Here is a 24,731-nt window from a genome sequence, read left to right on the forward strand (position 1 = left end):
GCGATCGCCCGGCTTTCCGTCGCGACGATCGTCGTGACGATCGTCGTGATGACCGTGGGGATCGTCCCGCTTTCCGGCGCGACGATCGCGATGACCGTGGTGGTTTCCGTCGTGATGACAGCCGCGGTGGTGGTGGCGGCGGCTACGGTCGGCGCGACGACAGCCGTGGTTCTCGTCCGGGGTTCCAGCGCGACGACCGTGGTGGTGACCGCGGCGGCTACCGGGGTCGCGACGACCGCCGTGACGACCGTGGTCCCCGGCGTGACGACAGCCGCGGAGGCGGCGGGTACGGTCGCCGGGACGACAACCGGGGCGGCGGCTACCGGGGTCGCGACGACCGCCGTGACGACCGTCGTGGCGGCGACCGTTTCCGTGACGAGCGGGAGCGTGACCGGGACCGTGAGCCGATCAAGCGGCTGCCGATCCCGGAGGACGTCACCGGCGACGAGATCGACAAGGACGTACGGCAGGAGCTTCAGAGCCTGCCCAAGACGCTCGCGGAGGACGTCGCCAAGAACCTGGTGATGGTCGCCCGGCTCATCGACGAGGACCCCGAGGGCGCCTACGGCTACTCCAGGGTGGCCCTGCGGCTGGCGTCCCGTGTCGCCGCCGTCCGGGAGGCGGCCGGGTTCGCCGCGTACGCGAACCAGAAGTACTCCGAGGCGCTCGCCGAGTTCCGGGCCGCGCGGCGCATGACCGGTACCGTCGACCTGTGGCCGGTGATGGCCGACTGCGAGCGTGGGCTCGGGCGTCCGGAGAAGGCGCTGGACATGGCCGGCGCCCCCGAGGTGCACAAGCTCGACAAGGCCGGCCAGGTCGAGATGCGGCTCGTCGCCGCCGGCGCCCGGCGTGACATGGGGCAGCTGGACGCGGCGATCGTGACGCTGCAGAGCCCCGAGCTGGCCTCCAACTCCGTACAGCCGTGGACCGCTCGGCTGCGGTACGCCTACGCCGACGCCCTGCTCGCCGCCGAGCGTGTCGACGAGGCTCGGGAGTGGTTCGCCAAGGCCGTCGAGGCCGACCGGGACGGCAGCACGGACGCTTCCGACCGGCTGGCCGAGCTGGACGGGGTCGAGTTCGTCGACGCTCTGGACGAGGAGGAGTCCGACGAGACGCCTCAGGAGACCGAAGCCGCCGTCGAGACCGGTTCCAAGGCCGACGCCGAGTCTGTGACCGATGACGAGTCCGTGACCGAGGCCGAGTCCGTGACCGAGGACGATGACGAGGCCGAAGACGAGGATGACAACGAGGCCGAAGACGAGGACGACGACGAAGGCGAAGACGAGGCCGAGCGCGACTGAGCTCGGTGACTGCGTGACCGCGTGACCGCGTGACTGACAGAGGGCAGACCCCGGCCGGGGTCTGCCCTTTCGTCGTCAGACGTCGAGTGCCCGCAGCACCAGCCCGGACGCCGGCTTCGGGCCGAAGGACGTCGACTTGCGGGGCATGGTCACGCCCTGGCGGGCCAGGTCGCGGACGACCTCCTCGCGGACCGGGTGCATGAGGACGGCCGTGCCGCCGCCGCGTTCGGCCTTGGCGACGGTCGCCGCCGTGTCGTGGATGTACGCGATGTGCGCGGGCGAGTCCTCGGGGATGCGCCAGACGTGGTCGAGGAGCGTGGCGTGCAGGACGGTCGCGTCCAGGGTGCGCCAGGCGGCCGGGCGGTCGTCCGGGATCGTACGGGCCAGGAGGTCCGGGTCCGGTCGGTCGATGAGATGGAACGCACCGTCGCCGGCCAGCAGGAACGCGTTGCCGGCGCAGGCCGCGTCCGCCAGCGCCTCCTGGGCCGCCGGCAGCGGGACGTCCAGCCGTCGTACCCGGAACAGGCCCTTGACGTGCTCCAGGGCCTCCGCCACCGGCAGGCCGTGCAGCAGGCGGTGGATGGCGCGGACGCGCAGCGGGTAGCGGGCGGTGTCGACGAGGAGGACCAGGCCGTAGTCCCAGGGGCTGGGCGAGGTGTGCTCCGCGCGTAGACGCAAGTAGGTGGCCCAGCGGTGGTGGCCGTCGGCGATCAGGGCCTGGCGGTGGGCCAGGTCGGACTGGACGAGGGCCACCTCGGCAGGGTCGGTGATCGACCACAGCCGGTGGTGGAAGCCGTCCTCCGTGGTGGTGGCGAGGAGCGGGGGGCGGGCGGCGACGGTCTCGACGATCTCGGCGGCCGCGCCGTTGCCCCGGTAGGTGAGCAGGAGGGGCTCGAGGTTCGCGGAGGTGGCGCGCATCAGGGCCGCGCGGTCGGCGACGACCGGGGGCATGACCTCCTCGTGCGGCAGTACCACGCCCTCGGACGGCTCCGAGACCCGCAGGGCGCCGATGACTCCGCGCTGGAGCATGCCGTTGCCGTCGTGCTGCTCGTAGACGTAGAGGCCCGGTTCGGGATCCGTGGCGAGGATGCCCTCGGCCTGCCAGCGGTGCAGGGTGTCGGCCGCCTGTTCGGTACCGGCGCTGGGGGAACCGGCCTGCGGAAGGATGAGGCGGACGATGTTGTGCGGGTCGGCGGACTGGAGGTGGTGTACGCCGTCGGGGCGTACGACGACGTCGTACGGCGGGGAAGTGACGGCGGCGAGGCTGCCGACCCGGTCGGGGTCGTAGCGAAGGCCTCGGAACGGGTTGAGTTCCAGGCCTCGGGGCTCCGTTGCTTCCGAGTGACCTGCAGTGTTCATCCCGGCATCGTACGTGTGTCAGTGGCGTGCGGGATGATCGACGGTGAAAGGCGGGTCAACGTGGAGTGGCGAGGAGCGATGGGGATGAGCCAGGGCGTCAGGACTGGTCCCGAGGGCAGTGGACAGGCCCTGAGCACGGCGTACGACACGGCGCTGCTCGATCTGGACGGGGTGGTGTACGCGGGCGGCAGCGCGATCGTGCACGCCGTGGAGTCGCTGGAGGTCGCCCGCGCGGGCGGCATGCGTCTGGCGTACGTCACCAACAACGCGCTGCGGACACCGGACGCGGTGGCCGAGCATCTCACCGAGCTGGGGATCCCGACGGGGGCCGACGACGTCATCACCTCGGCGCAGGCGGTTGCGCGGCTGATCAGCGAGCAGGTGCCGGCGGGGGCGCGGGTGCTGGTGATCGGCGGCGAGGGGCTGCGGGTCGCGCTGCGGGAGCGGGGCCTCGAGCCGGTCGACTCCGCCGATGACGATCCGGCGGCCGTGGTGCAGGGATTCGGCGGTCCCGATCTGCCGTGGGGGCGGTTCGCCGAGGCGTCGTACGCCGTCGCGCGCGGGGTGCCGTGGTTCGCGTCCAACACCGATCTGACGATCCCGAGCGGGCGCGGGATCGCCCCGGGCAACGGCGCGGCGGTGGAGGTGGTCCGGATCGCGACGGGCGCGGAGCCGCAGGTGGCGGGTAAGCCGCTGCCGCCGATGCACCGGGAGACGATCCTGCGGACCGGTGCGGAGCGGCCGTTGGTGGTCGGGGACCGGCTGGACACCGACATCGAGGGGGCGTTCAACGGCGGGGTGGACTCGCTGCTCGTGCTGACCGGTGTCACCGACGGGCGTCAGCTGCTCGCCGCGCCGCCGCAGCACCGGCCGACCTATGTCGACGCCGATCTGCGCGGACTGCTCACCGGGCAGCCGGAGGTCACGGCGGACGGCGACGGCTTCCGGTGCGGTGGCTGGACGGCGACGGCCGGTGCCGACCGGCTGGAGCTGGAGGGGGACGGCGAGGTGCTCGACGGGCTGCGGGCGCTGTGTGCGGCGGCCTGGACGGCGGCCGGGGAGGGCTCCTGCGAGCTGGACGGAGGCAAGGCACTGGCGCGGCTGGGGCTCTGAGAGCCCGCATCCGACGAGGGCGCGGCATCGAGGCCATATGCGAGGGTAGGCTAACCTAACCTCGTGTTGGTCGACAGTCCTCCCGAACAGCGCGCGGAGACCGCCCCCGCGCCCCCGACCCGTCGGGCGATGCGGGCCCTCGGGCTCCTCGTCTCCCTCGTGATCCTGTTGCTCGTCGCCTTGGCGAGCATCGCGATCGGGGCGAAAGAGCTGCCGTTGGACCAGGTCTGGCACGGCCTGTTCCACGACAGGGGGACGTACGGCGACGTCGTCGTCGACGCGCGGCTGTCGCGGACCGTCCTCGGCCTGCTGGCCGGCGCCGCCCTCGGCCTGTCCGGGGCGGTGCTCCAGGCGCTCACCCGCAACCCGCTCGCCGACCCCGGCCTGCTCGGCATCAACGCGGGCGCGTCGGCCGCGGTGGTCACCGCCATCACCTACTTCGGCGTCAGCACCCTGAACGGCTACGTGTGGTTCGCGTTCCTCGGGGCTGCCGCGGTGGGCGCGCTGGTGTGGTTCCTGGGCGGCAGCCGGGGCGCCACCCCGGTGCGGCTCGCGCTGGCCGGTACGGCGATCAGCGCCGCGCTCTACGGCTACGTCCAGGCCGTGATGATCACGGACGACGCGGCGCTCAACAAGTTGCGTTTCTGGACGGTGGGTTCGCTGGCCTCGGCCTCCGACTCGACGATCCTGCAGGTACTGCCGTTCCTCGTGGCCGGCACCCTGCTCGCCCTGGGCCTCGCCCGGCCGCTGAACGCGGTGGCGATGGGCGACGACACCGCCCGCGCCCTCGGCGCGAACCTGGGCCGCACCCGGGCCCTGGCCATGCTCGCCGCCACCGTGCTGTGCGGCGCGGCCACCGCAGCCTGCGGCCCGATCGCCTTCGTCGGCCTGATGGTCCCGCACGTCGTGCGCTCGTTCACCGGCCCCGACCTGCGCTGGATCCTGCCGTACGCGACGGTCCTGTCGCCCGTGCTGCTGCTCGGCGCCGATGTCGTCGGCCGGGTCGTGGCCCGCCCCGCGGAGCTCCAGGTCGGCATCGTCACCGCGATCATCGGCGGGCCGGTCTTCGTTCTTCTCGTACGACGGCGGAGGACCGCTCAGCTGTGAGGACCGTTGTGAAAACCGCTGAGAAGACCGCCGCAAAGACCCCTGCGAAGACCACGCGTACTCTGCGCGCCCCCGGCGGGATCTCCCTGCGGGCCGACGTGCGGGCGCTGGTGGTCGTCGGCGCGCTGCTGCTGGCCGCGGCCGCCGCGAGTGTCGTGCTGATCGGTACCGGGGACTTCCCGATCTCCTTCGGCGACGTGCTGAAGACCCTGGCCGGGAACGGTACCGCCGGGCAGGACTTCATCGTCAACGACCTGCGGTTGCCGCGGGTCCTGGTCGGTCTGCTGGTCGGCGCCTCCCTCGGGCTCGGCGGCGCGCTGTTCCAGGCGATCTCCCGCAACCCGCTGGGCAGCCCGGACGTCCTCGGCCTCTCCCAGGGCGCCACCTCCGGCGCGCTCGTCGTCATCGTGCTGCTGTCCGGGACCGCCGCCCAGGTCACCGTCGGCGCGCTGGTCGGCGGCCTGGTGACCGGCCTCGCCATCTACCTCCTCGCCTGGAAGCAGGGCGTGCACGGCTACCGGCTGGTCCTGGTCGGCATCGGCGTCTCCGCGGTCGTCACCGCGGTCAACGGCTATCTGCTCACCAAGGCCGACCTGGTCGACGCGACCCGCGCGGTCGTCTGGATGACCGGCTCCCTCGACGGCCGTGACTGGAGCCAGGTCTGGCCGCTGCTCGCGCTGTGTGCGGTCGTCGTCCCGCTGGTCCTCGCCAACGCGCGGGGCCTCAGGATGATGGAGATGGGCGACGACGTGTCGAACGCCCTGGGCGTGCGCGTGGAGCGGGTGCGGCTGCTGCTGATGGTGGCCGCCGTCCTGCTGACCGCGGCCGCCACCGCCGCCGCGGGCCCGGTCAGCTTCGTGGCCCTCACCGCCCCCCAGCTCGCCCGCCGCCTCACCCGCTCGTCCGGCCCCAACCTGGTGCCGTCCCTCTGCATGGGCGCCACCCTCCTGGTCACCGCCGACTTGGCCTCGCAGCGTGCCTTCGGCGCCGACCAGCTGCCCGTCGGCGTGGTCACCGGCGTCCTCGGCGGGGTCTACCTGCTGTGGCTGCTCGTCACCGAGCGGAAGGCGGGCCGGATATGAGCGCGATCCCCACCGGCGAGACGAACAACCCTAGGAGCACCGTGAACCGCCTGTCCGCCGAGAACGTCACCCTCGCCTATGACCGGCGCGTCATCGCCGAGCAGCTGTCGGTGGAGATCCCCGACAACTCCTTCACGGTGATCGTCGGCCCCAACGCCTGCGGCAAGTCGACGCTGCTGCGCGCCCTGTCCCGGATGCTCAGGCCCAGCCAGGGCCGCGTGCTGCTCGACGGCCAGGTCATCCAGTCGATGCCGGCGAAGAAGGTCGCCCGCACGCTGGGCCTGCTCCCGCAGTCGTCCATCGCGCCCGACGGCATCACCGTCGGCGACCTCGTCGGCCGCGGCCGCTACCCGCACCAGGGCATCCTGCGCCAGTGGTCCGCCGACGACGAGCGGGTCGTCCAGGAGTCGATGGAGCAGACCGGCGTCGACGAACTCGCCGACCGGTACGTCGACGAACTCTCCGGCGGCCAGCGGCAGCGCGTCTGGATCGCCATGGCCCTCGCCCAGCAGACCCCGCTGCTGCTCCTCGACGAGCCGACCACCTACCTGGACATCCAGCACCAGATCGACGTCCTCGACCTGTGCGCCGAACTCCACGAGGAGCAGGGCCGCACCCTGGTCGCCGTGCTGCACGACCTCAACCACGCGGCCCGCTACGCCACCCACCTGATCGCGCTCAAGGGCGGCCGGGTCGTCGCCGAGGGCGCCCCGAACGACATCGTCACCGCCGAACTGGTGGAAGAGGTCTTCGGGCTGCGCTGCCAGATCATCGACGACCCGGAGACGGGGACCCCGCTGGTGGTGCCGGCGGCCCGGAAGGCCAGGGTCACAACAACTTCCTGAGCCGGAACAGGTCCAGCAGGTTCGCCTCCAGCCGCACCCGGCCCGACCCCCAGGCCCCGGCGAAGTTCAGCTCGCCCTCGACCAGGTCCACCAGGTCGTCGCCAGCCATGGCGAGTCTGATCTGCGCCTTCTCCCGCGGCGGCCCGGGGAACGTCTCCTCGACCTCGATCCGGCCGCCGGTGAGCCGGCCGGCGAAGGTGACGTCCAGGTCGGTGATGTGGCAACTGACCGAGCGGTCCATGGCGGCGGCCGCCCGGACGTCGCCCTCGGCGCCACCCATGTTGTGCGAGAGCTTGTCGAGTGCGGCGCGGCACTCCTCGATCGTGGCCATCGCGATCGACGGTACCCCAGCGGTTCGAGGTAGCGTCGGGGCATGACCGACTCTGCGCCCGAAGGCCTGGTGGCGGCCCCGGTGACGGAAGCCGGGGAAGCGGCCGCCGTCGAACCCGAGTACGACCCCGCCGCGCCCGCCCCGCTGAACGTCCCTCGCACCCCCACCGGCAACGCCGAGGTCGACGCACAGCTCGACCGGCTGGCCGACGCCGACCACCTCGCCACGGACGGGCATCTGGAGGTGTACGAGGATGTACACCGGGGGCTGCGCGACGCGCTGACCGAGCTCGACGCCCGCCCGGGACCTCCGGGGCCTTCTGGCCCCCCGGCGCCCGCCCCGCTGTACGGCAACCGGGCGCCCGCACCGTCGTACCACCAGAGCAGGAGCTGAACCCACCGTGGCAGGAGTCGCACGTCGCCGTCTGGACGCGGAGCTGGTCCGCCGGAAGCTGGCGCGCTCGCGCGAGCACGCCAGCCAGCTGATCGCCGCCGGGCGGGTCACCGTCGGCAAGGCCGTCGCGACCAAGCCGGCGACCCAGGTGGAGACCGCCGCCGCCATCGTCGTGCAGGCCGACGACAGCGATCCCGAGTACGTGTCGCGGGGCGGTCACAAGCTCGCCGGCGCGCTGGCGGTGTTCGTCCCGGAGGGCCTGCCGGTCGAGGGACGGCGGGCGCTGGACGCCGGTGCGTCGACCGGCGGCTTCACCGATGTGCTGCTGCGCGCGGGAGCCGCGCAGGTCGTCGCCGTCGACGTCGGATACGGCCAACTCGCGTGGTCTCTGCAGAGCGATGAACGCGTCACCGTCAAGGACCGTACGAACGTACGCGAGTTGACGCTTGAAGCGATCGATGGGGAGCCTGTGGATCTTGTCGTGGGTGATCTGTCCTTCATCCCGCTCGGGCTGGTGCTGCCGGCCCTGGCGCGGTGCGTGAAGCCGGACGCCGACCTGGTGATGATGGTCAAGCCGCAGTTCGAGGTGGGCAAGGAGAGGCTGGGCAGCGGGGGAGTCGTACGGAGTCCGCAGCTGCGGGCGGAGGCTGTGCGGGGGGTTGCCGAGAAGGCGTGGGAGCTGGGGCTCGGGGTGAAGGGTGTCACCGCCAGTCCGCTGCCCGGGCCGTCCGGCAACGTCGAGTACTTTCTGTGGCTGCGGGCCGGCGCACCCCAGTTGAATCCGGCCGACGTTGACCGTGCAGTGGCGGAGGGGCCGCGTTGACACAGAACCGAGCTCGTACTGTTTTCCTCCTCGCCCACACCGGGCGGCCCGCGGCGATCCGCAGCGCCGAGCTCGTGGTGAAGGGGTTGCTGGCGGCGGGAGTCGGCGTCCGGGTGCTGGATTTCGAGGCCGCGGACCTGCCGCTGCCCGACGAGGTCGAACTCGTCGAGGAGGCCTCGCCGCACAGCCTCGACGGCTGCGAGCTGCTGATCGTCCTCGGCGGTGACGGGACGCTGTTGCGCGGCGCCGAGTTCGCCCGCGCCTCCGGGGTGCCGATGCTCGGCGTCAACCTCGGCAGCGTCGGGTTCCTCGCGGAGGCCGAGCGGGACGACCTGGACAAGGTCGTGGACCGGGTGGTGAGCAAGGCGTACGAGGTCGAGGAGCGGATGACCGTCGACGTCGTCGTGCACCGCAACGGGGACATCGTGCACACCGACTGGGCGCTGAACGAGGCGGCCGTGCAGAAGGCGGGCGCCGAGAAGCTGCTGGAAGTGGTCCTGGAGATCGACGGGCGGCCGGTGACCGGGTTCGGGTGCGACGGGATCGTCCTGTCGACGCCTACCGGGTCGACGGCGTACGCGTTCTCGGCGGGCGGGCCGGTGGTGTGGCCGGAGGTGGAGGCGCTGCTGATGGTGCCGATCTCCGCGCACGCGCTGTTCGCGAAGCCGTTGGTGACCTCGCCGGACTCGGTGCTCGCGGTGGAGGTGCTGCCGCACATCCAGCCGGGGGTGCTGTGGTGCGACGGGCGGCGGACGGTGGAGCTGCCGCCGGGGGCGCGTGTCGAGGTGCGGCGAGGGGCGGTGCCGGTGCGGCTGGCCCGGCTGCATCATGCGTCGTTCACGGACCGGTTGGTCGCGAAGTTCGCGTTGCCGGTGTCCGGGTGGCGGGGGGCGCCGCACTAGCGGTCTGTGGGGGTGGTTTCGGTGCGTCGGCGGGCGCGGGTGAGCTGTGGCTGGTCGCGCAGTTCCCCGCGCCCCTCAGGGTCGGGACAGTCACCGACGTGTCGACGCGGCCCCGCGCCCCCTGAGGTTCTCCACCCGCCCGGGTGACAGGGGGCCTCGCACTTCGTCGGCTCGACCTCGTAAGGTCTTCCCCGTGCTGGAAGAAATGCGGATACGGTCACTCGGGGTCATCGACGACGCCGTCGTCGAGTTGTCGCCGGGGTTCACCGCCGTCACCGGTGAGACCGGTGCGGGCAAGACCATGGTGGTCACCAGCCTGGGGCTGCTCCTGGGTGGGCGGGCCGATCCCGCGCTCGTGCGGATCGGGTCCGAGAAGGCGGTCGTCGAGGGGCGGGTCACCGTGCCCGCCGGAGCCTCGGCTGCGGTACGGGCCGAGGAGGCCGGCGCCGAACTGGACGACGGGGCGCTGCTGATCAGCCGTACCGTTTCCGCCGAGGGGCGCTCACGGGCGCACCTGGGCGGGCGGAGCGTGCCCGTGGGGCTGCTCGCCGAGCTCGCCGACGACCTGGTGGCCGTGCACGGGCAGACCGACCAGCAGGGGCTGCTGAAGCTGAACCGGCAGCGGCAGGCCCTCGACCGGTACGCCGGTGACGGGGTCGCCGTACCCCTTGCCAAGTACGGCGAGGCCTACCGGCGGCTGCGGGCCGTGGCGGCCGAGCTGGAGGAGATCGTCACGCGCGCGCGTGAGCGGGCCCAGGAAGCCGACATGCTGCGCTACGGGCTGGACGAGATCGCGGGCGTGGAGCCGAGGGCCGGCGAGGACGTGGAGCTGGCCGAGGAGGCCGAGCGGCTCGGGCACGCCGAGGCGCTGTCGTCCGCCGCGACCGCCGCGCACTCCGCGCTCGCGGGCAACCCCGAGGACCCCGAGGGCATCGACGCGGCCACCCTCGTGGCGGGCGCCCACCGGGCCCTGGAGGCCGTTCGCTCGCACGATCCGGCGCTGGCCGCGCTCGCCGACCGGATCGGCGAGGTCGGGATCCTGCTGGGCGACGTGGCGGGGGAACTCGCCGGGTACGCCGACGACCTGGACGCCGATCCGCTGCGGCTCGCGGCCGTGGAGGAGCGGCGTGCCGCACTCACCGCGCTCACCCGCAAGTACGGCCAGTACGGCGACGGCATCGACGCGGTGCTGGCCTGGGCGGAACAGGGCGCGGCCCGGCTCACCGAACTCGACGGCGACGACGAGCGGATCGACGAACTGACCGCCGAGCGGGATGCCCTCCGCGCGGAACTGGGCGGGCTCGCACAGGCGCTGACCGATGCGCGCACGGAAGCGGCCGACCGGTTCGCGGCCGCCGTCACCGCCGAGCTGGGCTCCCTCGCGATGCCGCACGCGCGCGTGTCCTTCGCCATCCGGCAGACCGAGGACCCGGAGGGCGTGGAGGTCGGCGGACGGGCGGTGGCCTACGGCCCGTCGGGCGCCGACGAGGTCGAGCTGCTCCTGGCCCCGCACCCCGGTGCCCCGCCCCGCCCCATCGCCAAGGGCGCGTCCGGCGGTGAGCTGTCGCGCGTGATGCTCGCGGTGGAGGTCGTCTTCGCGGGCACCGACCCGGTCCCGACGTACCTCTTCGACGAGGTCGACGCGGGCGTGGGCGGCAAGGCGGCGGTGGAGATCGGGCGGCGCCTGGCCAAGCTCGCCAGGTCCGCGCAGGTCGTCGTCGTCACCCACCTTCCCCAGGTCGCCGCCTTCGCCGACCGGCAGTTGCTGGTCGAGAAGACCAACGACGGCACGGTCACCCGGTCCGGCGTGAAGGTCCTGGAGGGCGAGGAACGGGTCCGGGAGCTGTCCCGCATGCTGGCCGGTCAGGAGGACTCGGAGACGGCACGGGCGCACGCGGAGGAACTGCTGGAGACGGCACGGGCGGATCGCTGACGGTCCGCTGACGGATGGCCGGAGGGGCGGGGCGTCGTCCGTCGTGCCGCTCCGGCCGCCGTTCCCGCCGGCGGTGAACGGCTGCTGCAGGTCGAAGGCCGGCGTCGGTGAAAGGTCACCGACGGTGTCGAGTCAACCCCCTCGGCGATGTCCCGGCACGGGAGCGCATCGTGGCTGGTGGCGCCCATTGCGGTCCTCCTCGGTGGCGTTTTCGTCACCCTCCCGGGTGACACGCTCCGGCGCATTGCCCCGGCCCGCCTCGGTATGTGCCTTCTCGGAGTACCCGGAACACCCTTGTGTGCTGGCATCCTTGAGGGAGACGCGGCGTCCGGGGGAGGCGCGCGGTGACCCCCTCGGCCCCGATACCTTCTGTACGTTCCCTCGTGACCGCCCCACGTCGAACCAGGAGCCCCGGCCGCGTGAGCCCCGTGAGCAGCACCGCACCGCACGGTCAGTCGCCACTGCGCACCGTGCAGGTGCTGGGCGGCGGCAACGCCGCCAGCAGCGCGCACGTGCGGTCGCTGACCGCCGGCCTGGTCGAGCGGGGCGTGCGGGTCACGGTGTGCGCCCCCGCCGAGGCGGATCGCGCCTACGGCTTCTCGGACGTCGGCGCCGACCACGTGCACGTGCCGCGCAGCAGCGACCCGGGCTCGGTCGCGGCGCTCCGCGCCGCCTGCACGGACGCCGACCTGGTGCACGCCCACGGCCTGCACGCCTCCTTCCGCGCGGTGCTGGCGCTGAGCGGCCGCAGCACCCCGCTGATCGTCACCTGGCACAACCGGGCGCATGCCGAGGGCGCCCGGGCGCATCTGCTGCGGATGCTGGAGCGCCGGGTGGTGCGGACGGCCGCCGTGGTGCTCGGGACCACCTCCGACCTGGTGGACCGGGCCCGCCGTACCGGTGCCCGGGACGCCCGGCTCGCCGCCGTGGCGCTGCCCGGCCTGCGGCGGTCCGTGGACGAGGACGAGGCGGAGCGGCTGCGCCCCAAGGTCCGGGCCGAACTCGGCGCCATGGGGCGGCCGTTGCTCATCGCCGTCGGCTCCCTCGACCGGCATCGCGGCTATGACGTCCTGCTGGACGCGGCGCGCGCCTGGTGCCGGCTCGACCCGGTGCCGCTCCTCGTCATCGCCGGGGAGGGTCCGCTGCGTGCGGCGTTGCAGCGGCGGATCGAGGACGAGGAGCTGCCCGTACGGCTGATCGGGCGCCGTGACGACGTCGCCGAGCTGCTCGCCGCCGCCGACCTGGCGCTGCTGTCGAGCAGTTGGGAGTCCCGTTCGGTCCTCGCCCAGGAGGCCCTGCACGCGCGCGTGCCGCTCGTCGCGACCGCCGTCGGCGGCATCCCCGACCTCGTCGGGGACGCGGCCGAGCTGGTCGCGTACGGCGACGCACCGGCCCTCGCCGCCACCGTCGTACGCCTCCTCGACGACCCCGGGCGCTGCGCGGAGCTGCGTGAGCGGGGTGCCCGGCAGGCGGCGAGCTGGCCCACGGAGGACGAGACCGTGGCCCAAGTGCTCAGCGTGTACGACGAGTTGACGCAGCCCCGGCCGCTGCCGTGAGGCCGTGAGGCCCGGAGGCCGTGACGTCGCGATTCCCTAGGGGACGTGCCGGCGTGCCCGCAGGGCCAGGCTCAACGCCAGGACCGCCTGCGGGTCGTCGAGGTCCGTGCCCAGCAACTCCCCGATGCGGGCGAGGCGGTTGTAGAGGGTCTGCCGGTTGAGGTGGAGTTCGCGGGCCGTCTCCGCCTTGCGGCCGGCGTGTGCCAGGTAGGTCTCCAGGGTGGGCAGCAGCGGCGGTTTGGAGCGGTTGTCGTGGTCGCGGAGCGGGCCGATCGCGCGGTCGACGAAGGCCGCGAGGTCGGGGTGGTCGCGCAGCCGCCACAGGAGGAGGTCGATGTCGAGGCGGCGGGCGTCGTACCAGGGCCGGTCGGAGAGGCACTGGGCCGCCGTCGCCGTCTCGGCCGCGTGCCGCAGGCCCGCCGACGCGGCCGCCCAGCCGCCGGCCACGCCGACCACCACGACCGGGGGAGCGGCCCCGGGGCGCTGCATCCCGGCGCGCTCCACCCCCGCCCGCAGCGCCGCCGCGACCCGGTCCGCGACCGTCGTCCGCTCCGCCTCCGAGCGCAGGCCCAGGAGCAGCGGCACGCGGCCCTCGACCGGTCGTACGCCCAGCAGGACGGGCACGCCCACGGCCGCCAGCTCCTCGCCGACCGCGCGGGCCAGCACCGCCCAGCCCCTGCCCGGGGAGTCCGGGGACAGGGAGTCGCCGACCCGCATGACCACCGGCAGCAGCGGGCCGCCGCCGGGCTTGAAGCCGAGGACGCGGGCCTGCGCCGGGGCGTCCTCCGCGGTGATCCGGCCCTCCGCGAGATCGGTCAGGAAGTCGCCGCGCCCGCGCGCCGCCAGCTCCTCCTCCTGACGGGCCTGCATCAGCACGACGGCCAGGATGCCCGCGGCCCGCTCGGCGGCGATGCGATGGACGGGGGCGAGGGGGCCGCGTACCGGGAGCAGGACCAGGCGGGCGCGCACCGATCCGGTCCCCGGACCGCCGCCCGGCACGTCCACCAGGACCACCCCGGTCGGCGGCGGCGCGTCCTTGTGCTGGCCGCGCAGCCCCTCCCACACCTGGAGCGGGTCGGCCCCCTCGGGCCCCGATCCGGCCGTGTACAGCAGCTGACCGTCGGTGGTCTCCAGGAAGACCGGGTTCCCGCTGAAGTCGGCCAGGATGGTGAGCACCTGGGGCACCCCGCCGCCGCCCAGCAGGGCCTCGGTGCAGCGGCGGTGCACCTCCTCGGCACGCTGGAGGAGGGCGTAGTGGTGGTTGACGATCTCGGTGTGGATCTCCTCCGTCACCGTCACGAACGGCACCTCGCGGTGCAGCGCGACCAGGGGCAGCCCGGTCGCGCGGGCGGTGTCGACGAGGGTGGCGGGCAGCCGGGAGAACCGGGCGCCCAGCTCCACGACCAGGGCGGCGATGCCCCGCTCGGCGAGGGTGCGGACGAACGCCCGCTGCTCGGTCGGCCGGGTGCCCAGGCCGTAGCCGGTGGTGAGCAGCAGCTCGCCGCCCTTCAGCAGCGAGGCGATGTTCGGCACCTCGCCGGCGTGCACCCAGCGCACGGTGCGGCCCAGCCGGTCGGCGCCCGCCAGGATCTCCGGGAGCCCGCTGCGCAGCCCGGGCAGCTCCAGCGCCCGCTGCACGGTGATCCCGGCGCCCTGCGTGTCGAATCCGCTGCCCGTACCGCTGTTCATGGAGCGGACGCTACCCGGGGGAACGCGTTCACGGCACATTCCGGTGGGCGTTCCGTTGGCAGGGCTGCGGTGTGCCGTCCGTCGGGTGCGGCGCCGTCGTGGCCGGTCGCGCCCATGCGGCGGAGCCGCATGTCGATACAGCCCCGCGCCCCTTCGGGGCGCTGCTCAGAGCGGTCTGATGTTGTGGTTGAAGCGGAAGACGTTGTCGGGGTCCCAATGCCGCTTCACCTTGCCGAGCCGCAGCGCCTTCCCCACGCCCAGTCCGGCCCGCACCCGCTCCGGGCCCTCATCACCGATGAGGGTCAGGGGACCGACGCCGGTGGACCACGGCCGGACCCGGGCACGGACGTCCCGCACCCAGGCGGTCGCCCGCTCGTCGTCGGCCGGGTCGGCCCAGATCCCGAGAGGGTGCACCACCCAGCCCGCGTCCCGGTACGCCACCGGGTACCCCGTCGGCCGTGAGGCGGTCGCGCCGCCCAGCGGGAACAGCACATGCTGCGAGCCGCTCGGCACCGGCATACCCTCCACGCAGCCGCACCAGGCGTCCACCGCCTCGTCGGGCAGGTCGGCCAGGCACTCGGCCGACCAGTGGTTCCGCAGCCCGGACGGAACGTCGAGCAGGCACTGCAGCTCGCCGTACGGCATCGGGCCGGCGACCTCCGCCTCGTGCGGCAGCGCGAGCAGCGGTCCGGCGACCTTGCGCAGCCCTTCCTCGCCGCCTGCGTAGGTGACGAGGGCGGCGCACACCGGCTCGCCGTCGGCTGCCAGGTACACCACCGCCCCGCCCACCTCGTCGGGACCGGTGCGGATCACCTCGCGGAAGGCGTGGACGACGTCCGGGCCGGACGACGGCGGGTACCGCAGCAGGGCGACCGAGAACACCGGCAGCTCGTGCAGGGCGAGGGTGAGCGCGGTGGCGACACCGAAGTTCCCACCACCGCCGTGCAGGGCCCAGAACAGCTCCGGGTTCTCGTCCGCGTTGGCGTGCACCCGCTCACCGTCGGCCGTGACCAGTTCGACGCCGATCAGGTTGTCGACGGCCGCCCCGAAGACCCGGTCCAGCCACCCCGACCCGCCACCGAGCACGAACCCGCCGACCCCGATGCCGGGCGCCCGCCCACCGGTGGCGGCGAGACCGTAGGCCCGGGTCGCCCGGTCCAGACGGCTCATGGTCACCCCGCCCTGCACCCGGACGGCCTCCGCCACCGGATCGACGGTCACCTCGTCCATCCGGCGCAGATCCACCACCAGCGCGGCGTCGGCGACCGCCGAGCCCGCCACGGAGTGGCCGCCGCCGCGCACCGCGATGTGCAGGTCCAGCTCCCGCCCGAACCGCACGGCACGGACCACGTCGGCGTCGCCCGCACACTGGGCGATCACGGCCGGATACCGGTCGATCCTGCCGTTGAAGACGGCCCGGGCCGCGTCGTACCCCGGGTCCCCCGGGGCGAACACGTCCCCGCTCAGATCCTCGCGGAGCACGGCGAGGGCCGTGCGCGCCTTGAAAAGAGGAGCCATGACCGCCCCCTTTCCGAAAAGGGGGGATTTGTTCGCTACCAGCCTAGGTGGCAGCGCGCCCCTTCAGGGGCGCGGGGAACTGCGCGACCAGCCCCCACGCACCCGCAGCCGACCGAGAACCCCTGCTAGCCCCCGTACGCCCCCGAAGCCGTAAGCCGCAGCGCCGTGTCGATCAGCGGCACATGACTGAACGCCTGCGGGAAGTTCCCCACCTGCCGCTTCAGCCGCGGATCCCACTCCTCCGCCAGCAGCCCGAGGTCGTTCCGCAGTGCGAGAAGCTTCTCGAACAGCTTGCGGGCCTCGTCGACGCGCCCGATCATCGCGAGGTCGTCGGCCATCCAGAACGAGCACGCCAGGAACGCGCCCTCGTCGCCGGGGAGGCCGTCCACGCCCTCGTCGCCGCCCGAGGTCGGGTAGCGCAGGATGAAGCCGTCGGACGTGGACAGCTCGCGCTGGATCGCCTCGATGGTGCCGATGACCCGCTTGTCGTCCGGCGGCAGGAAGCCCATCTGGGGGATCAGCAGCAGCGAGGCGTCCAGCTCCTGGGAGCCGTACGACTGGGTGAAGGTGTTGCGCTCCTTGTCGTAGCCCCGCTCGCAGACGTCCCGGTGGATGTCGTCGCGCAGCTCCTTCCAGCGCTCCAGCGGGCCGTCCGCGTCCCCGGACTCGATCAGCTTGATGGTGCGGTCCACCGCGACCCAGGCCATCACCTTGGAGTGCACGAAGTGCCGGCGCGGCCCGCGCACCTCCCAGATGCCCTCGTCCGGCTCGTCCCAGTGGTCCTCCAGGTAGCGGATCAGCTTCAGCTGGAGGAGGGACGCGTAGTCGTTGCGCGCGAGGCCGGTCATGTGGGCCAGGTGCAGGGCCTCGGTGACCTCGCCGTAGACGTCCAGCTGGAGCTGGTGCGCCGCGCCGTTGCCGACCCGGACCGGCGCCGAGTTCTCGTAGCCCGGCAGCCAGTCCAGCTCGGCCTCGCCCAGCTCGCGCTCGCCCGCGATGCCGTACATGATCTGCAGGTTCTCGGGGTCGCCGGCGACCGCCCGCAGCAGCCACTCGCGCCAGGCGCGGGCCTCCTCGCGGTAGCCGGTGCGCAGGAGGGAGGACAGGGTGATCGCCGCGTCGCGCAGCCAGGTGTAGCGGTAGTCCCAGTTGCGGACGCCGCCGATGTCCTCCGGGAGGGAGGTCGTCGGCGCGGCGACGATGCCGCCGGTGGGGGCGTACGTCAGGGCCTTCAGCGTGATCAGCGAGCGGACCACGGCCTCGCGGTACGGGCCGTGGTACGTGCAGTGCTCGACCCACTCCCGCCAGAAGTCCTCGGTCGCCTCAAGGGACTGCTCCGGCTCCGGCAGCGGCGGCGGCTCCTTGTGCGAGGGCTGCCACGAGATGGTGAAGGCGATCCGGTCGCCGGGGGCGACGGTGAAGTCGGCGTAGGTGGTCAGCGACTTGCCGTAGGTCTCCGCCGAGGTGTCGAACCACACAGAGTCGGGGCCCGCGACGGCGACCGTACGGCCGTCGTGCTTGTGCACCCAGGGGACCACCCGGCCGTAGGAGAACCGCATCCGCAGCACCGAGCGCATCGGCACCCGGCCGGTGACGCCCTCGACGATGCGGATCAGCTGGGGCGCGCCGTCACGCGGGGGCATGAAATCGGTCACCCGGACCGTGCCGCGCGGGGTGTCCCACTCCGACTCCAGGATCAGCGAGTCGCCCCGGTAGGTGCGGCGGGCCGCGGTCGGGGGCGGGGAGTCGGCCGCGTGGGCCGGGCCGAGGCGCCAGAAGCCGTGTTCCTCGGTGCCGAGCAGACCGGCGAAGATGGCATGCGAGTCGAAGCGGGGCAGGCACAGCCAGTCCACTGTGCCGTCCCGGCAGACCAGCGCAGCGGTCTGCATGTCTCCGATGAGTGCGTAGTCTTCGATGCGCCCGGCCACGTGCAACTCCAGTCGAACGGCCACGTCACCCCCCAGGCAGAAGGGGGCTGTCGCTAGTGCGGTCAAGGGGGGTTGTTGTTGTGCGTCATTAAGTCGTCAAGCGGTGAAGCAAAGCAGCCCGCCGCGCCCTGAGGCAAAACGACAGTCATAGCTCAACGAACTGCCAAGCTCTCGTTGTTCCGGGGTGACGGGCGGGGGTGTGCCGTCTTTTCCGGCCGGGCTCGGCAGCGAGTGTCCGAGCAGGATACGACGCACGTAGATGATCTGCGTGCCGCTCCGGGCAACCCGTGTGGGCCGAACGGGTGAGCCCTGGGTGAAATGCGGGTAAGGCAGGCCCCACGTCCGTGCCGACGTGTGTACGGAGCGTGGCCGGAAGCCATCTCTCCGCGGCGCTGATACCCTGGTAGCCCGTGGACCGGTGGGCACGAAACCCCCGAACCGCAGCGACGGCACCACCCCGGAAACTCCAGGACGGCAGCCGTACCGCACGACAGACCGCGACCACGGGAGCCCCCTCTTGGCCATGCCGCCGCATGCTTTCAAAAACAGCGCAGCCACGACGACCAAGCACATCTTCGTCACCGGGGGTGTCGCCTCCTCGCTCGGCAAGGGCCTGACGGCCTCCAGCCTGGGCATGCTGCTCAAGGCCCGGGGCCTGCGGGTCGTGATGCAGAAGCTCGACCCGTACCTGAACGTCGACCCCGGCACGATGAACCCCTTCCAGCACGGTGAGGTGTTCGTCACCAACGACGGCGCCGAGACCGACCTGGACATCGGCCACTACGAGCGTTTCCTCGACCGCGACCTGGACGGCTCCGCCAACGTCACCACGGGTCAGGTCTACTCGACGGTGATCGCCAAGGAGCGGCGTGGCGAGTACCTGGGCGACACGGTCCAGGTCATCCCGCACATCACCAACGAGATCAAGCACCGCATCCGGCGCATGGCGACCGACGAGGTCGACGTGGTCATCACCGAGGTCGGCGGCACGGTCGGTGACATCGAGTCGCTGCCGTTCCTGGAGACCGTCCGCCAGGTCCGGCACGAGGTCGGCCGGGACAACGTCTTCGTGGTCCATATTTCGCTCCTGCCCTACATCGGCCCTTCCGGCGAGCTGAAGACCAAGCCCACCCAGCACTCCGTGGCCGCCCTGCGGAACATCGGTATCCAGCCTGACGCGATCGTGCTGCGCTGCGACCGCGAGGTGCCGACCGCCATCAAGCGCAAGATCTCGCTGATGTGCGACGTCGACGAGGCCGCGGTCGTGGCCTGCCCGGACGCCCGCTCGATCTACGACATCCCGAAGACCGTGCACGGCGAGGGCCTGGACGCCTACGTCGTCCGCAAGCTGGACCTGCCGTTCCGCGACGTGGACTGGCGGACCTGGGACGACCTGCTCGACCGCGTCCACAACCCCGACCACGAGATCACCCTCGCGCTGGTCGGCAAGTACATCGACCTGCCCGACGCCTACCTCTCGGTCACCGAGGCGCTGCGCGCCGGCGGCTTCGCCAACAAGGCCCGCGTGAAGATCAAGTGGGTGACGTCCGACGACTGCAAGACCCCGGCCGGCGCCGCCGCCCAGCTCGCCGACGTCGACGGCATCTGCATCCCGGGCGGCTTCGGCGACCGCGGTGTGCTCGGCAAGGTCGGCGCCATCCGCTTCGCCCGCGAGAACCGGATCCCGCTGCTCGGCCTCTGCCTGGGCCTGCAGTGCATCGTGATCGAGGCCGCGCGCAACCTGGCCGACATCCCGGACGCCAACTCCACCGAGTTCGACTCCGCCACCGGCCACCCGGTCATCTCCACCATGGCCGAGCAGCTGGACATCGTGGCCGGCGAGGGCGACATGGGCGGCACCATGCGCCTCGGCATGTACCCGGCCAAGCTGGCCGAGGGCTCCATCGTGCGCGAGGTCTACGACGGCAAGGAGTACGTCGAGGAGCGGCACCGCCACCGCTACGAGGTGAACAACGCCTACCGCGCGGAGCTGGAGAAGAAGGCCGGCATCCAGTTCTCCGGCACCTCCCCGGACGGCAAGCTCGTCGAGTACGTCGAGTACCCGCGCGACGTCCACCCCTACCTGGTCGCCACCCAGGCCCACCCGGAGCTGCGCTCCCGTCCGACCCGCCCGCACCCGCTCTTCGCGGGCCTGGTGAAGGCCGCGGTCGCCCGTCAGCAGGGCGCCGTCGAGCAGGAGAATTCGAAGTAACACACCGGTTGTACGGTGGCCGGGGTGCATACCTTCAAAGGTGCGCACCCCGGTTTTCTCCACGTACGTCTGGAAGGTTTCGGCATGACGATCAAGGACACCCCCGAGGAGTGGGAGATCCGGGCGACGGAGACCCCCTTCGTGGGCAACAAGACCTCGGTCCGCACCGACGAGGTGGTCATGCCCGACGGCTCGGTGGTCCGCCGCGACTACCAGGTCCACCCCGGCTCGGTCGCCGTCCTCGCCCTGGACGAGGAGGACCGCGTGCTGCTCATCCGCCAGTACCGGCACCCGGTCCGGCAGAAGCTCTGGGAGATCCCGGCCGGCCTGCTCGACATCCCCGGTGAGAACCCGCTGCACGCCGCCCAGCGCGAGCTGTACGAGGAGGCCCATGTCAAGGCCGAGGACTGGCGGGTGCTGACCGACCTGTACACCACCCCCGGCGGCTGCGACGAGGCCGTGCGGATCTTCCTCGCCCGTGGCCTCTCCGAGGCCGAGGGGGAGCGCTTCGAGACGGAGCACGAGGAGATCGACCTGGAGTACGCGCGCGTACCGGTCGACGAGCTGGTGCGCCTGGTGCTCGCCGGCGACCTCCACAACAACTGCCTCGTGACCGGTGTCCTCTCCCTGGTCGCCGCCCGCACCGGTGACGGCCTCGACGCGCTGCGCCCGGCCGACGCGCCCTGGCCGGCCCGCCCCTTCGAGTCCTGAGCCCCGCCCCCGGGGCCCGGATCCGTCCTTCGAGCACGCCGGTGTGACCATCGCCTGATCCGATCGGGCGATAGGTCAGCCGCGCTCTGCCCGGAACGTCCTCGCACGTGAACTAGGCTCGACGCGATTGAGCCGAAACGCCCGAACCGGAGCCCCGGCGGGCCTGCGTGTGCGGTGGGACGGGAGTGTGGCCCGTGACGGATCAGGCGGTGGACACAGGCGGCGCACGGCGGTCGGCGCCCGCGGCCACGGACGACCGGTTCCTGGGCCGTACAAGGGAGTTGAAGGAACTGCGCGCCGACATCGAGCGCGCGGGCCTGGACACCATCGCCGGCCGCAAGGCCCCCCGCGCCCGGGTGCTGCTGATCGCGGGCAGGCCCGGCTCCGGCCGCACCGCCCTCGCCGAGGAGCTCGTCCGGCAGGTCGCCCCCGGCTACCCCGACGGAGTGCTGCGCGCCCGCCTCACCGAGCCCGACGGCACCCCGGTCCCGGTCGAGCGCACCGCCCGCGACCTCCTCACCGCGCTGCGGCTGCCCACCCCGGCCGGCGCCGCCGCGGACGACCTCACCCACGCCCTGCGCACCGCCCTCGCGGGGCGCCGGATGCTGCTCCTGCTCGACGACGCGCCCGGCGCCGAAGAGGTCGACGTACTGCTCCCGGACACCCCGGACTGCCTGGCCGTCGCCGTCTCCGGCGGCCCGCTCACCGGGATCTCGAACGTCCGCCCGTGCACCCTGGGCGGCCTCGACACCAAGTCGGCCGTGGAACTGCTCAGCCGGCACACCGGCTCGGTCCGCATCACCGTCGACCCCCGTTCCGCCGAGTCGCTGGTCGAGGTGTGCCAGGCGCAGCCCGCCGCGCTCGCCCTGGCCGGCGGCTGGCTCGCCGCCCGCCCTCAAGCGGCCGTCTCCGACCTCGCCAAACGCCTGCACGCGGAGGCGGACGACGGCACGGCGCTGGTCCGCGTCCTCCGGTTCGCGCACGGCCAGCTGCCGGGCCGGTCCGCGCGGATACTGCGCCTCCTCAGCCTGGCCCCGGCCGGCCTGGTCGACCCGCACACCGCCTCCTCCCTGGCCGGCTGCTCGGTCGACACCGCCCGCACCACCCTGGACGAGCTGGTCCGCCTCGGCCTGCTGCACCCGGTGGCCTCCCCGCTGCCCCAGTACGTGGTCCCCGGCTGCCTGCACCCGCTGCTCCGGGTGCTGGCCGAGAGCCAGGAGCGGGCCGGGGAGCTCCAGCTGGCCCGCGCCCGGATGCTGGAGCGCACGGTACGGCTGCTGCAGTCCTGCCGGGCGATCACCGAGACCGACAACCCGCAGGCCCGCGAGAAGCTCCAGGCCCTGCCCCGGGAGCTGCGCTTCCCGACCCCCCGGGCCGCCGCCGAGTGGCTGTGCATCCGGCGTCCGGCGCTGCTGGCCGCAGCCCGCGCGGCGGTCGCCGACGGCGAGCTCGACACGCTGGCCCGCCGCCTGATGGCGCAGCTGGTCAAGGCCATGGTGGCGCACCTCGGTACCCAGGCCGCGGCTCCCGACCTGTACGGCATCCACCGGCTCGTGCTCGATGTCGCCGAGCGCCGCGATCTGCCCCGGGAGCAGGCCGCCGCACTGCTGAACCTCGGCGACCTGGACGCGCAGACCGGGCGAACGGCGGACGCTCTGGTGCGATATCGGTCGGCTTTGGAGGCCGGACGCAGAGCAAACGACCCGTACGCGACCGGTCGCGCAATGGAATCCGTAGGTGGCGCGTACCAGGAGCTGGGGGACTACGACCGGGCCGCCGACTGGTTCGGCCGTGCCCTCGCCGAGCGCCTGGCCCGCGACGAGCGTGCCGAGGCGGCCCGGCTCTACGGCCGCATCGCCGGCGCGCACACCTATGCGGGCCGCTACGGGGAGGCGCTGCGGGCCTGGCGGGCGGCCGTTTCCGGCCACCGCAAGAACGGTGATGTGGCCGCGCAGGCAAGGGCGTTGAGCGAGCTGGCCCGGGTCCAGGAGTACGCCGGCCGGCCCGAGGAGTCGCTGAGCACCTGCCAGGAGGCGGTGGAGTGGGCGCGCCGCGCCGAGGACACCCGGCTCCAGGCGGCGCTCCAGCTGCGGCTCGCCGACACGCTGGAGCGCCTCGGCGACTCCATCGCCGCGAGCCTGCACCGCTCGGCCGCCGAGCGCATGCTGAGTGAGGAGCTCCGGGACTCCATGGACCCCTCGGACCCGGACTCCGAGCCGGAACACGGCGCTAACGCCTACGAAATCCGTAGTGCTTCCGGCCAAGATTGATGCAATGAAAGGCTAGACAGTCGGAACGCCTTCATTAAACTGGCTCTGCCGCCGGTTCTTCCGCGGTGTCTCCTGGTATGCCGCCGCATGCCGGGTATGCGTGTCTATGCCCCCACACCCTCTGAGCCAAGGACCGTGATCGACGTGAAGGTCGGCATCCCCCGCGAGGTCAAGAACAACGAGTTCCGGGTGGCCATCACCCCGGCCGGCGTGCACGAGCTGGTGCGGCACGGCCACCAGGTCGTCATCGAGCGCGGCGCCGGTGTCGGCTCGTCGATCCCGGACGACGAGTACACCGCCGCCGGGGCCGCGATCCTGGACACCGCGGACGAGGTGTGGGCCACCGCGGACCTGCTGCTGAAGGTCAAGGAGCCGATCGCGGAGGAGTACCACCGCCTCCGCAAGGACCAGACCCTCTTCACCTACCTGCACCTGGCCGCCTCCAAGGAGTGCACCGACGCCCTCCTGGAGTCCGGCACCACGGCGATCGCCTACGAGACCGTCGAGCTGCCGAACCGCGCGCTGCCGCTGCTCGCGCCCATGTCCGAGGTCGCGGGCCGGCTCGCCCCGCAGGTCGGCGCCTACCACCTGATGCGCGCCGCCGGCGGCCGTGGCGTCCTGCCCGGCGGTGTCCCGGGTGTGCTGCCCGCCAAGGCCGTCGTCATCGGCGGCGGTGTCTCCGGCTGGAACGCCGTGCAGATCGCCATCGGCATGGGCTTCGACGTGACCCTGCTCGACCGCGACATCAACAAGCTGCGCGAGGCCGACCGGATCTTCGGCACCAAGGTCAAGGCCGTCATGTCCAACTCCTTCGAGCTGGAGAAGGCGTGCCTGGAGGCCGACCTGGTGGTCGGCGCGGTGCTCATCCCGGGCGCCAAGGCCCCGAAGCTCGTCACCAACGAGCTGGTCTCCCGCATGAAGCCGGGAAGTGTCCTTGTCGACATCGCGATCGACCAGGGCGGCTGCTTCGAGGACTCCCGCCCCACCACGCACGCCGAGCCGACCTTCAAGGTCCACGAGTCGGTCTTCTACTGCGTCGCCAACATGCCCGGTGCGGTGCCCAACACCTCCACCTACGCGCTCACCAACGCCACGCTCCCGTACATCGTGTCGCTCGCGGACAACGGCTGGGCGGAGGCGCTGCGCCGGGACGCCGCGCTCGCCAAGGGCCTCAACACGCATGACGGCAAGGTCGTTTACAAGGAGGTCGCCGAGGCGCACGGCCTGGAGCACGTCGACCTCGACACGCTCATCGGCTGAGCAGGACCCGGCGGGCAAGTCACCTTTTCGTAAAGGCGATACGTCAACAAGCCGCGTCAATCGCGCACATCCGGCCGGACCTTGCCCGACAAGGTCCGGCCGGATGTGTGTATGGTCACTTTGCGACTTGCGGTCAACTCGCCTCGAACGTAACCCTTCGACCGATTCGCACACCGGTGAAACCTGCTGTGCGACGGCCGTACGCCCTTGACAGAGGGATGTTTCATTGCCGACACATCCTGCCGGGTCCGGCGGATTGTGTTGCTGCGAACGCCCGACACGCCATAGAGTCGCCAACCGTCGGCATAGTGCCACGCTGACCTGTCTAGAAGTTTCCTGGTCACCAAGGAGGTAAGACGACTTGTGAATGAGTCGACATTTTCTCCCGGGGGTGGTCA

General features: G+C 72.5%; 19 protein-coding genes and 1 pseudogene. 15 read left to right on the forward strand and 5 right to left on the reverse strand.

Going from position 1 to position 24,731, the window contains the following annotated elements:
* Nucleotides 1–525: pseudogene (locus ACFWPQ_RS48420) on the forward strand (hypothetical protein); the annotation flags it as partial.
* Nucleotides 408–1,301 carry a tetratricopeptide repeat protein gene (locus ACFWPQ_RS48425; RefSeq protein ID WP_384050747.1) on the forward strand — a complete coding sequence of 298 codons (894 nt, stop codon included), beginning with the start codon at nt 408–410 and terminating at the stop codon, nt 1,299–1,301. The pseudogene ACFWPQ_RS48420 and the gene ACFWPQ_RS48425, both read left to right, overlap by 118 nt.
* A gap of 75 nt (nt 1,302–1,376) precedes the next feature.
* Here ACFWPQ_RS48425 and ACFWPQ_RS48430 read toward each other — a convergent pair whose 3' ends face one another.
* Complete coding sequence (locus ACFWPQ_RS48430) at nt 1,377–2,660, reverse strand: DUF1015 domain-containing protein (protein ID WP_384050659.1); 1,284 nt, start codon at nt 2,658–2,660, stop codon at nt 1,377–1,379.
* A gap of 84 nt (nt 2,661–2,744) precedes the next feature.
* Between ACFWPQ_RS48430 and ACFWPQ_RS48435 the strand changes: the two genes are divergently transcribed.
* The 4 genes from ACFWPQ_RS48435 to ACFWPQ_RS48450 all read left to right on the forward strand — a co-directional run bounded on the left by ACFWPQ_RS48435 (nt 2,745) and on the right by ACFWPQ_RS48450 (nt 6,807).
* Nucleotides 2,745–3,773 (forward strand): HAD-IIA family hydrolase, encoded by a 1,029-nt coding sequence (locus ACFWPQ_RS48435; RefSeq protein WP_384050662.1) that lies wholly within the window; start codon nt 2,745–2,747, stop codon nt 3,771–3,773.
* A 63-nt stretch (nt 3,774–3,836) separates the two neighbouring features.
* Nucleotides 3,837–4,880, forward strand: coding sequence for a FecCD family ABC transporter permease (locus tag ACFWPQ_RS48440; protein WP_384050665.1), 1,044 nt, complete (start codon nt 3,837–3,839; stop codon nt 4,878–4,880).
* An 8-nt stretch (nt 4,881–4,888) separates the two neighbouring features.
* Nucleotides 4,889–5,962, forward strand: a complete 1,074-nt coding sequence (locus ACFWPQ_RS48445; protein WP_384050668.1) for a FecCD family ABC transporter permease — start codon at nt 4,889–4,891, stop codon at nt 5,960–5,962.
* Entirely contained in the window at nt 5,959–6,807 is an 849-nt protein-coding gene (locus ACFWPQ_RS48450; RefSeq protein WP_384050671.1) for an ABC transporter ATP-binding protein, read from the forward strand. Before ACFWPQ_RS48445 ends, ACFWPQ_RS48450 begins: the two co-directional genes overlap by 4 nt.
* On the opposite strand, the gene ACFWPQ_RS48455 is transcribed toward ACFWPQ_RS48450, so the two are convergent.
* Nucleotides 6,791–7,138 (reverse strand): sterol-binding protein, encoded by a 348-nt coding sequence (locus ACFWPQ_RS48455; RefSeq protein ID WP_384050674.1) that lies wholly within the window; start codon nt 7,136–7,138, stop codon nt 6,791–6,793. The two genes, ACFWPQ_RS48450 and ACFWPQ_RS48455, sit on opposite strands and share 17 nt — an antisense overlap.
* Nucleotides 7,139–7,180: 42 nt before the next feature.
* Between ACFWPQ_RS48455 and ACFWPQ_RS48460 the strand changes: the two genes are divergently transcribed.
* The 5 genes from ACFWPQ_RS48460 (at nt 7,181) to ACFWPQ_RS48480 (ending at nt 12,745) form a co-directional block, all read left to right on the forward strand.
* Nucleotides 7,181–7,531 carry a hypothetical protein gene (locus tag ACFWPQ_RS48460; protein WP_384050677.1) on the forward strand — a complete coding sequence of 117 codons (351 nt, stop codon included), beginning with the start codon at nt 7,181–7,183 and terminating at the stop codon, nt 7,529–7,531.
* Between the two features lie 7 nt (nt 7,532–7,538).
* Nucleotides 7,539–8,354: a TlyA family RNA methyltransferase gene (locus ACFWPQ_RS48465; RefSeq protein WP_384050680.1), complete on the forward strand. Its 816-nt coding sequence runs from the start codon at nt 7,539–7,541 to the stop codon at nt 8,352–8,354.
* Nucleotides 8,351–9,256, forward strand: coding sequence for an NAD kinase (locus ACFWPQ_RS48470; RefSeq protein ID WP_123978216.1), 906 nt, complete (start codon nt 8,351–8,353; stop codon nt 9,254–9,256). The genes ACFWPQ_RS48465 and ACFWPQ_RS48470 overlap by 4 nt, the downstream gene beginning before the upstream one ends.
* A gap of 205 nt (nt 9,257–9,461) precedes the next feature.
* Nucleotides 9,462–11,189, forward strand: a complete 1,728-nt coding sequence (recN, locus tag ACFWPQ_RS48475) for a DNA repair protein RecN (protein ID WP_384050750.1) — start codon at nt 9,462–9,464, stop codon at nt 11,187–11,189.
* A 419-nt stretch (nt 11,190–11,608) separates the two neighbouring features.
* A complete protein-coding gene (locus ACFWPQ_RS48480) occupies nt 11,609–12,745 on the forward strand; it encodes a glycosyltransferase family 4 protein (protein WP_384050684.1) in 1,137 nt (378 codons plus the stop codon).
* 36 nt (nt 12,746–12,781) lie between these two features.
* Here the strand turns inward: ACFWPQ_RS48480 and ACFWPQ_RS48485 are convergent, their stop codons facing one another.
* The 3 genes from ACFWPQ_RS48485 to ACFWPQ_RS48495 form a co-directional block, all read right to left on the reverse strand.
* Nucleotides 12,782–14,434, reverse strand: coding sequence for a PucR family transcriptional regulator (locus tag ACFWPQ_RS48485; protein ID WP_384050687.1), 1,653 nt, complete (start codon nt 14,432–14,434; stop codon nt 12,782–12,784).
* Nucleotides 14,435–14,599: 165 nt separating this feature from the next.
* Entirely contained in the window at nt 14,600–15,952 is a 1,353-nt protein-coding gene (locus ACFWPQ_RS48490; protein WP_384050690.1) for an FAD-binding oxidoreductase, read from the reverse strand.
* 125 nt (nt 15,953–16,077) lie between these two features.
* Nucleotides 16,078–17,880 (reverse strand): glycoside hydrolase family 15 protein, encoded by a 1,803-nt coding sequence (locus ACFWPQ_RS48495; protein WP_384050753.1) that lies wholly within the window; start codon nt 17,878–17,880, stop codon nt 16,078–16,080.
* Between the two features lie 523 nt (nt 17,881–18,403).
* Between ACFWPQ_RS48495 and ACFWPQ_RS48500 the strand changes: the two genes are divergently transcribed.
* The 4 genes from ACFWPQ_RS48500 (at nt 18,404) to ald (ending at nt 24,333) form a co-directional block, all read left to right on the forward strand.
* Nucleotides 18,404–20,092, forward strand: coding sequence for a CTP synthase (locus tag ACFWPQ_RS48500; protein ID WP_384050693.1), 1,689 nt, complete (start codon nt 18,404–18,406; stop codon nt 20,090–20,092).
* An 84-nt stretch (nt 20,093–20,176) separates the two neighbouring features.
* A complete protein-coding gene (locus tag ACFWPQ_RS48505; RefSeq protein WP_361293016.1) occupies nt 20,177–20,803 on the forward strand; it encodes an NUDIX hydrolase in 627 nt (208 codons plus the stop codon).
* A gap of 194 nt (nt 20,804–20,997) precedes the next feature.
* A complete protein-coding gene (locus tag ACFWPQ_RS48510; protein WP_384050698.1) occupies nt 20,998–23,073 on the forward strand; it encodes a tetratricopeptide repeat protein in 2,076 nt (691 codons plus the stop codon).
* Nucleotides 23,074–23,208: 135 nt separating this feature from the next.
* The gene (gene ald, locus ACFWPQ_RS48515) at nt 23,209–24,333 is read left to right on the forward strand and encodes an alanine dehydrogenase (protein ID WP_384050701.1); all 1,125 of its coding nucleotides are present in this window, start codon (nt 23,209–23,211) and stop codon (nt 24,331–24,333) included.
* The last annotated feature ends 398 nt before the right edge of the window (nt 24,334–24,731 follow it).

Origin of the sequence: Streptomyces sp. NPDC058464 (assembly GCF_042721035.1) — a bacterium.
Taxonomy (GTDB): Bacteria; Actinomycetota; Actinomycetes; order Streptomycetales; family Streptomycetaceae; genus Streptomyces.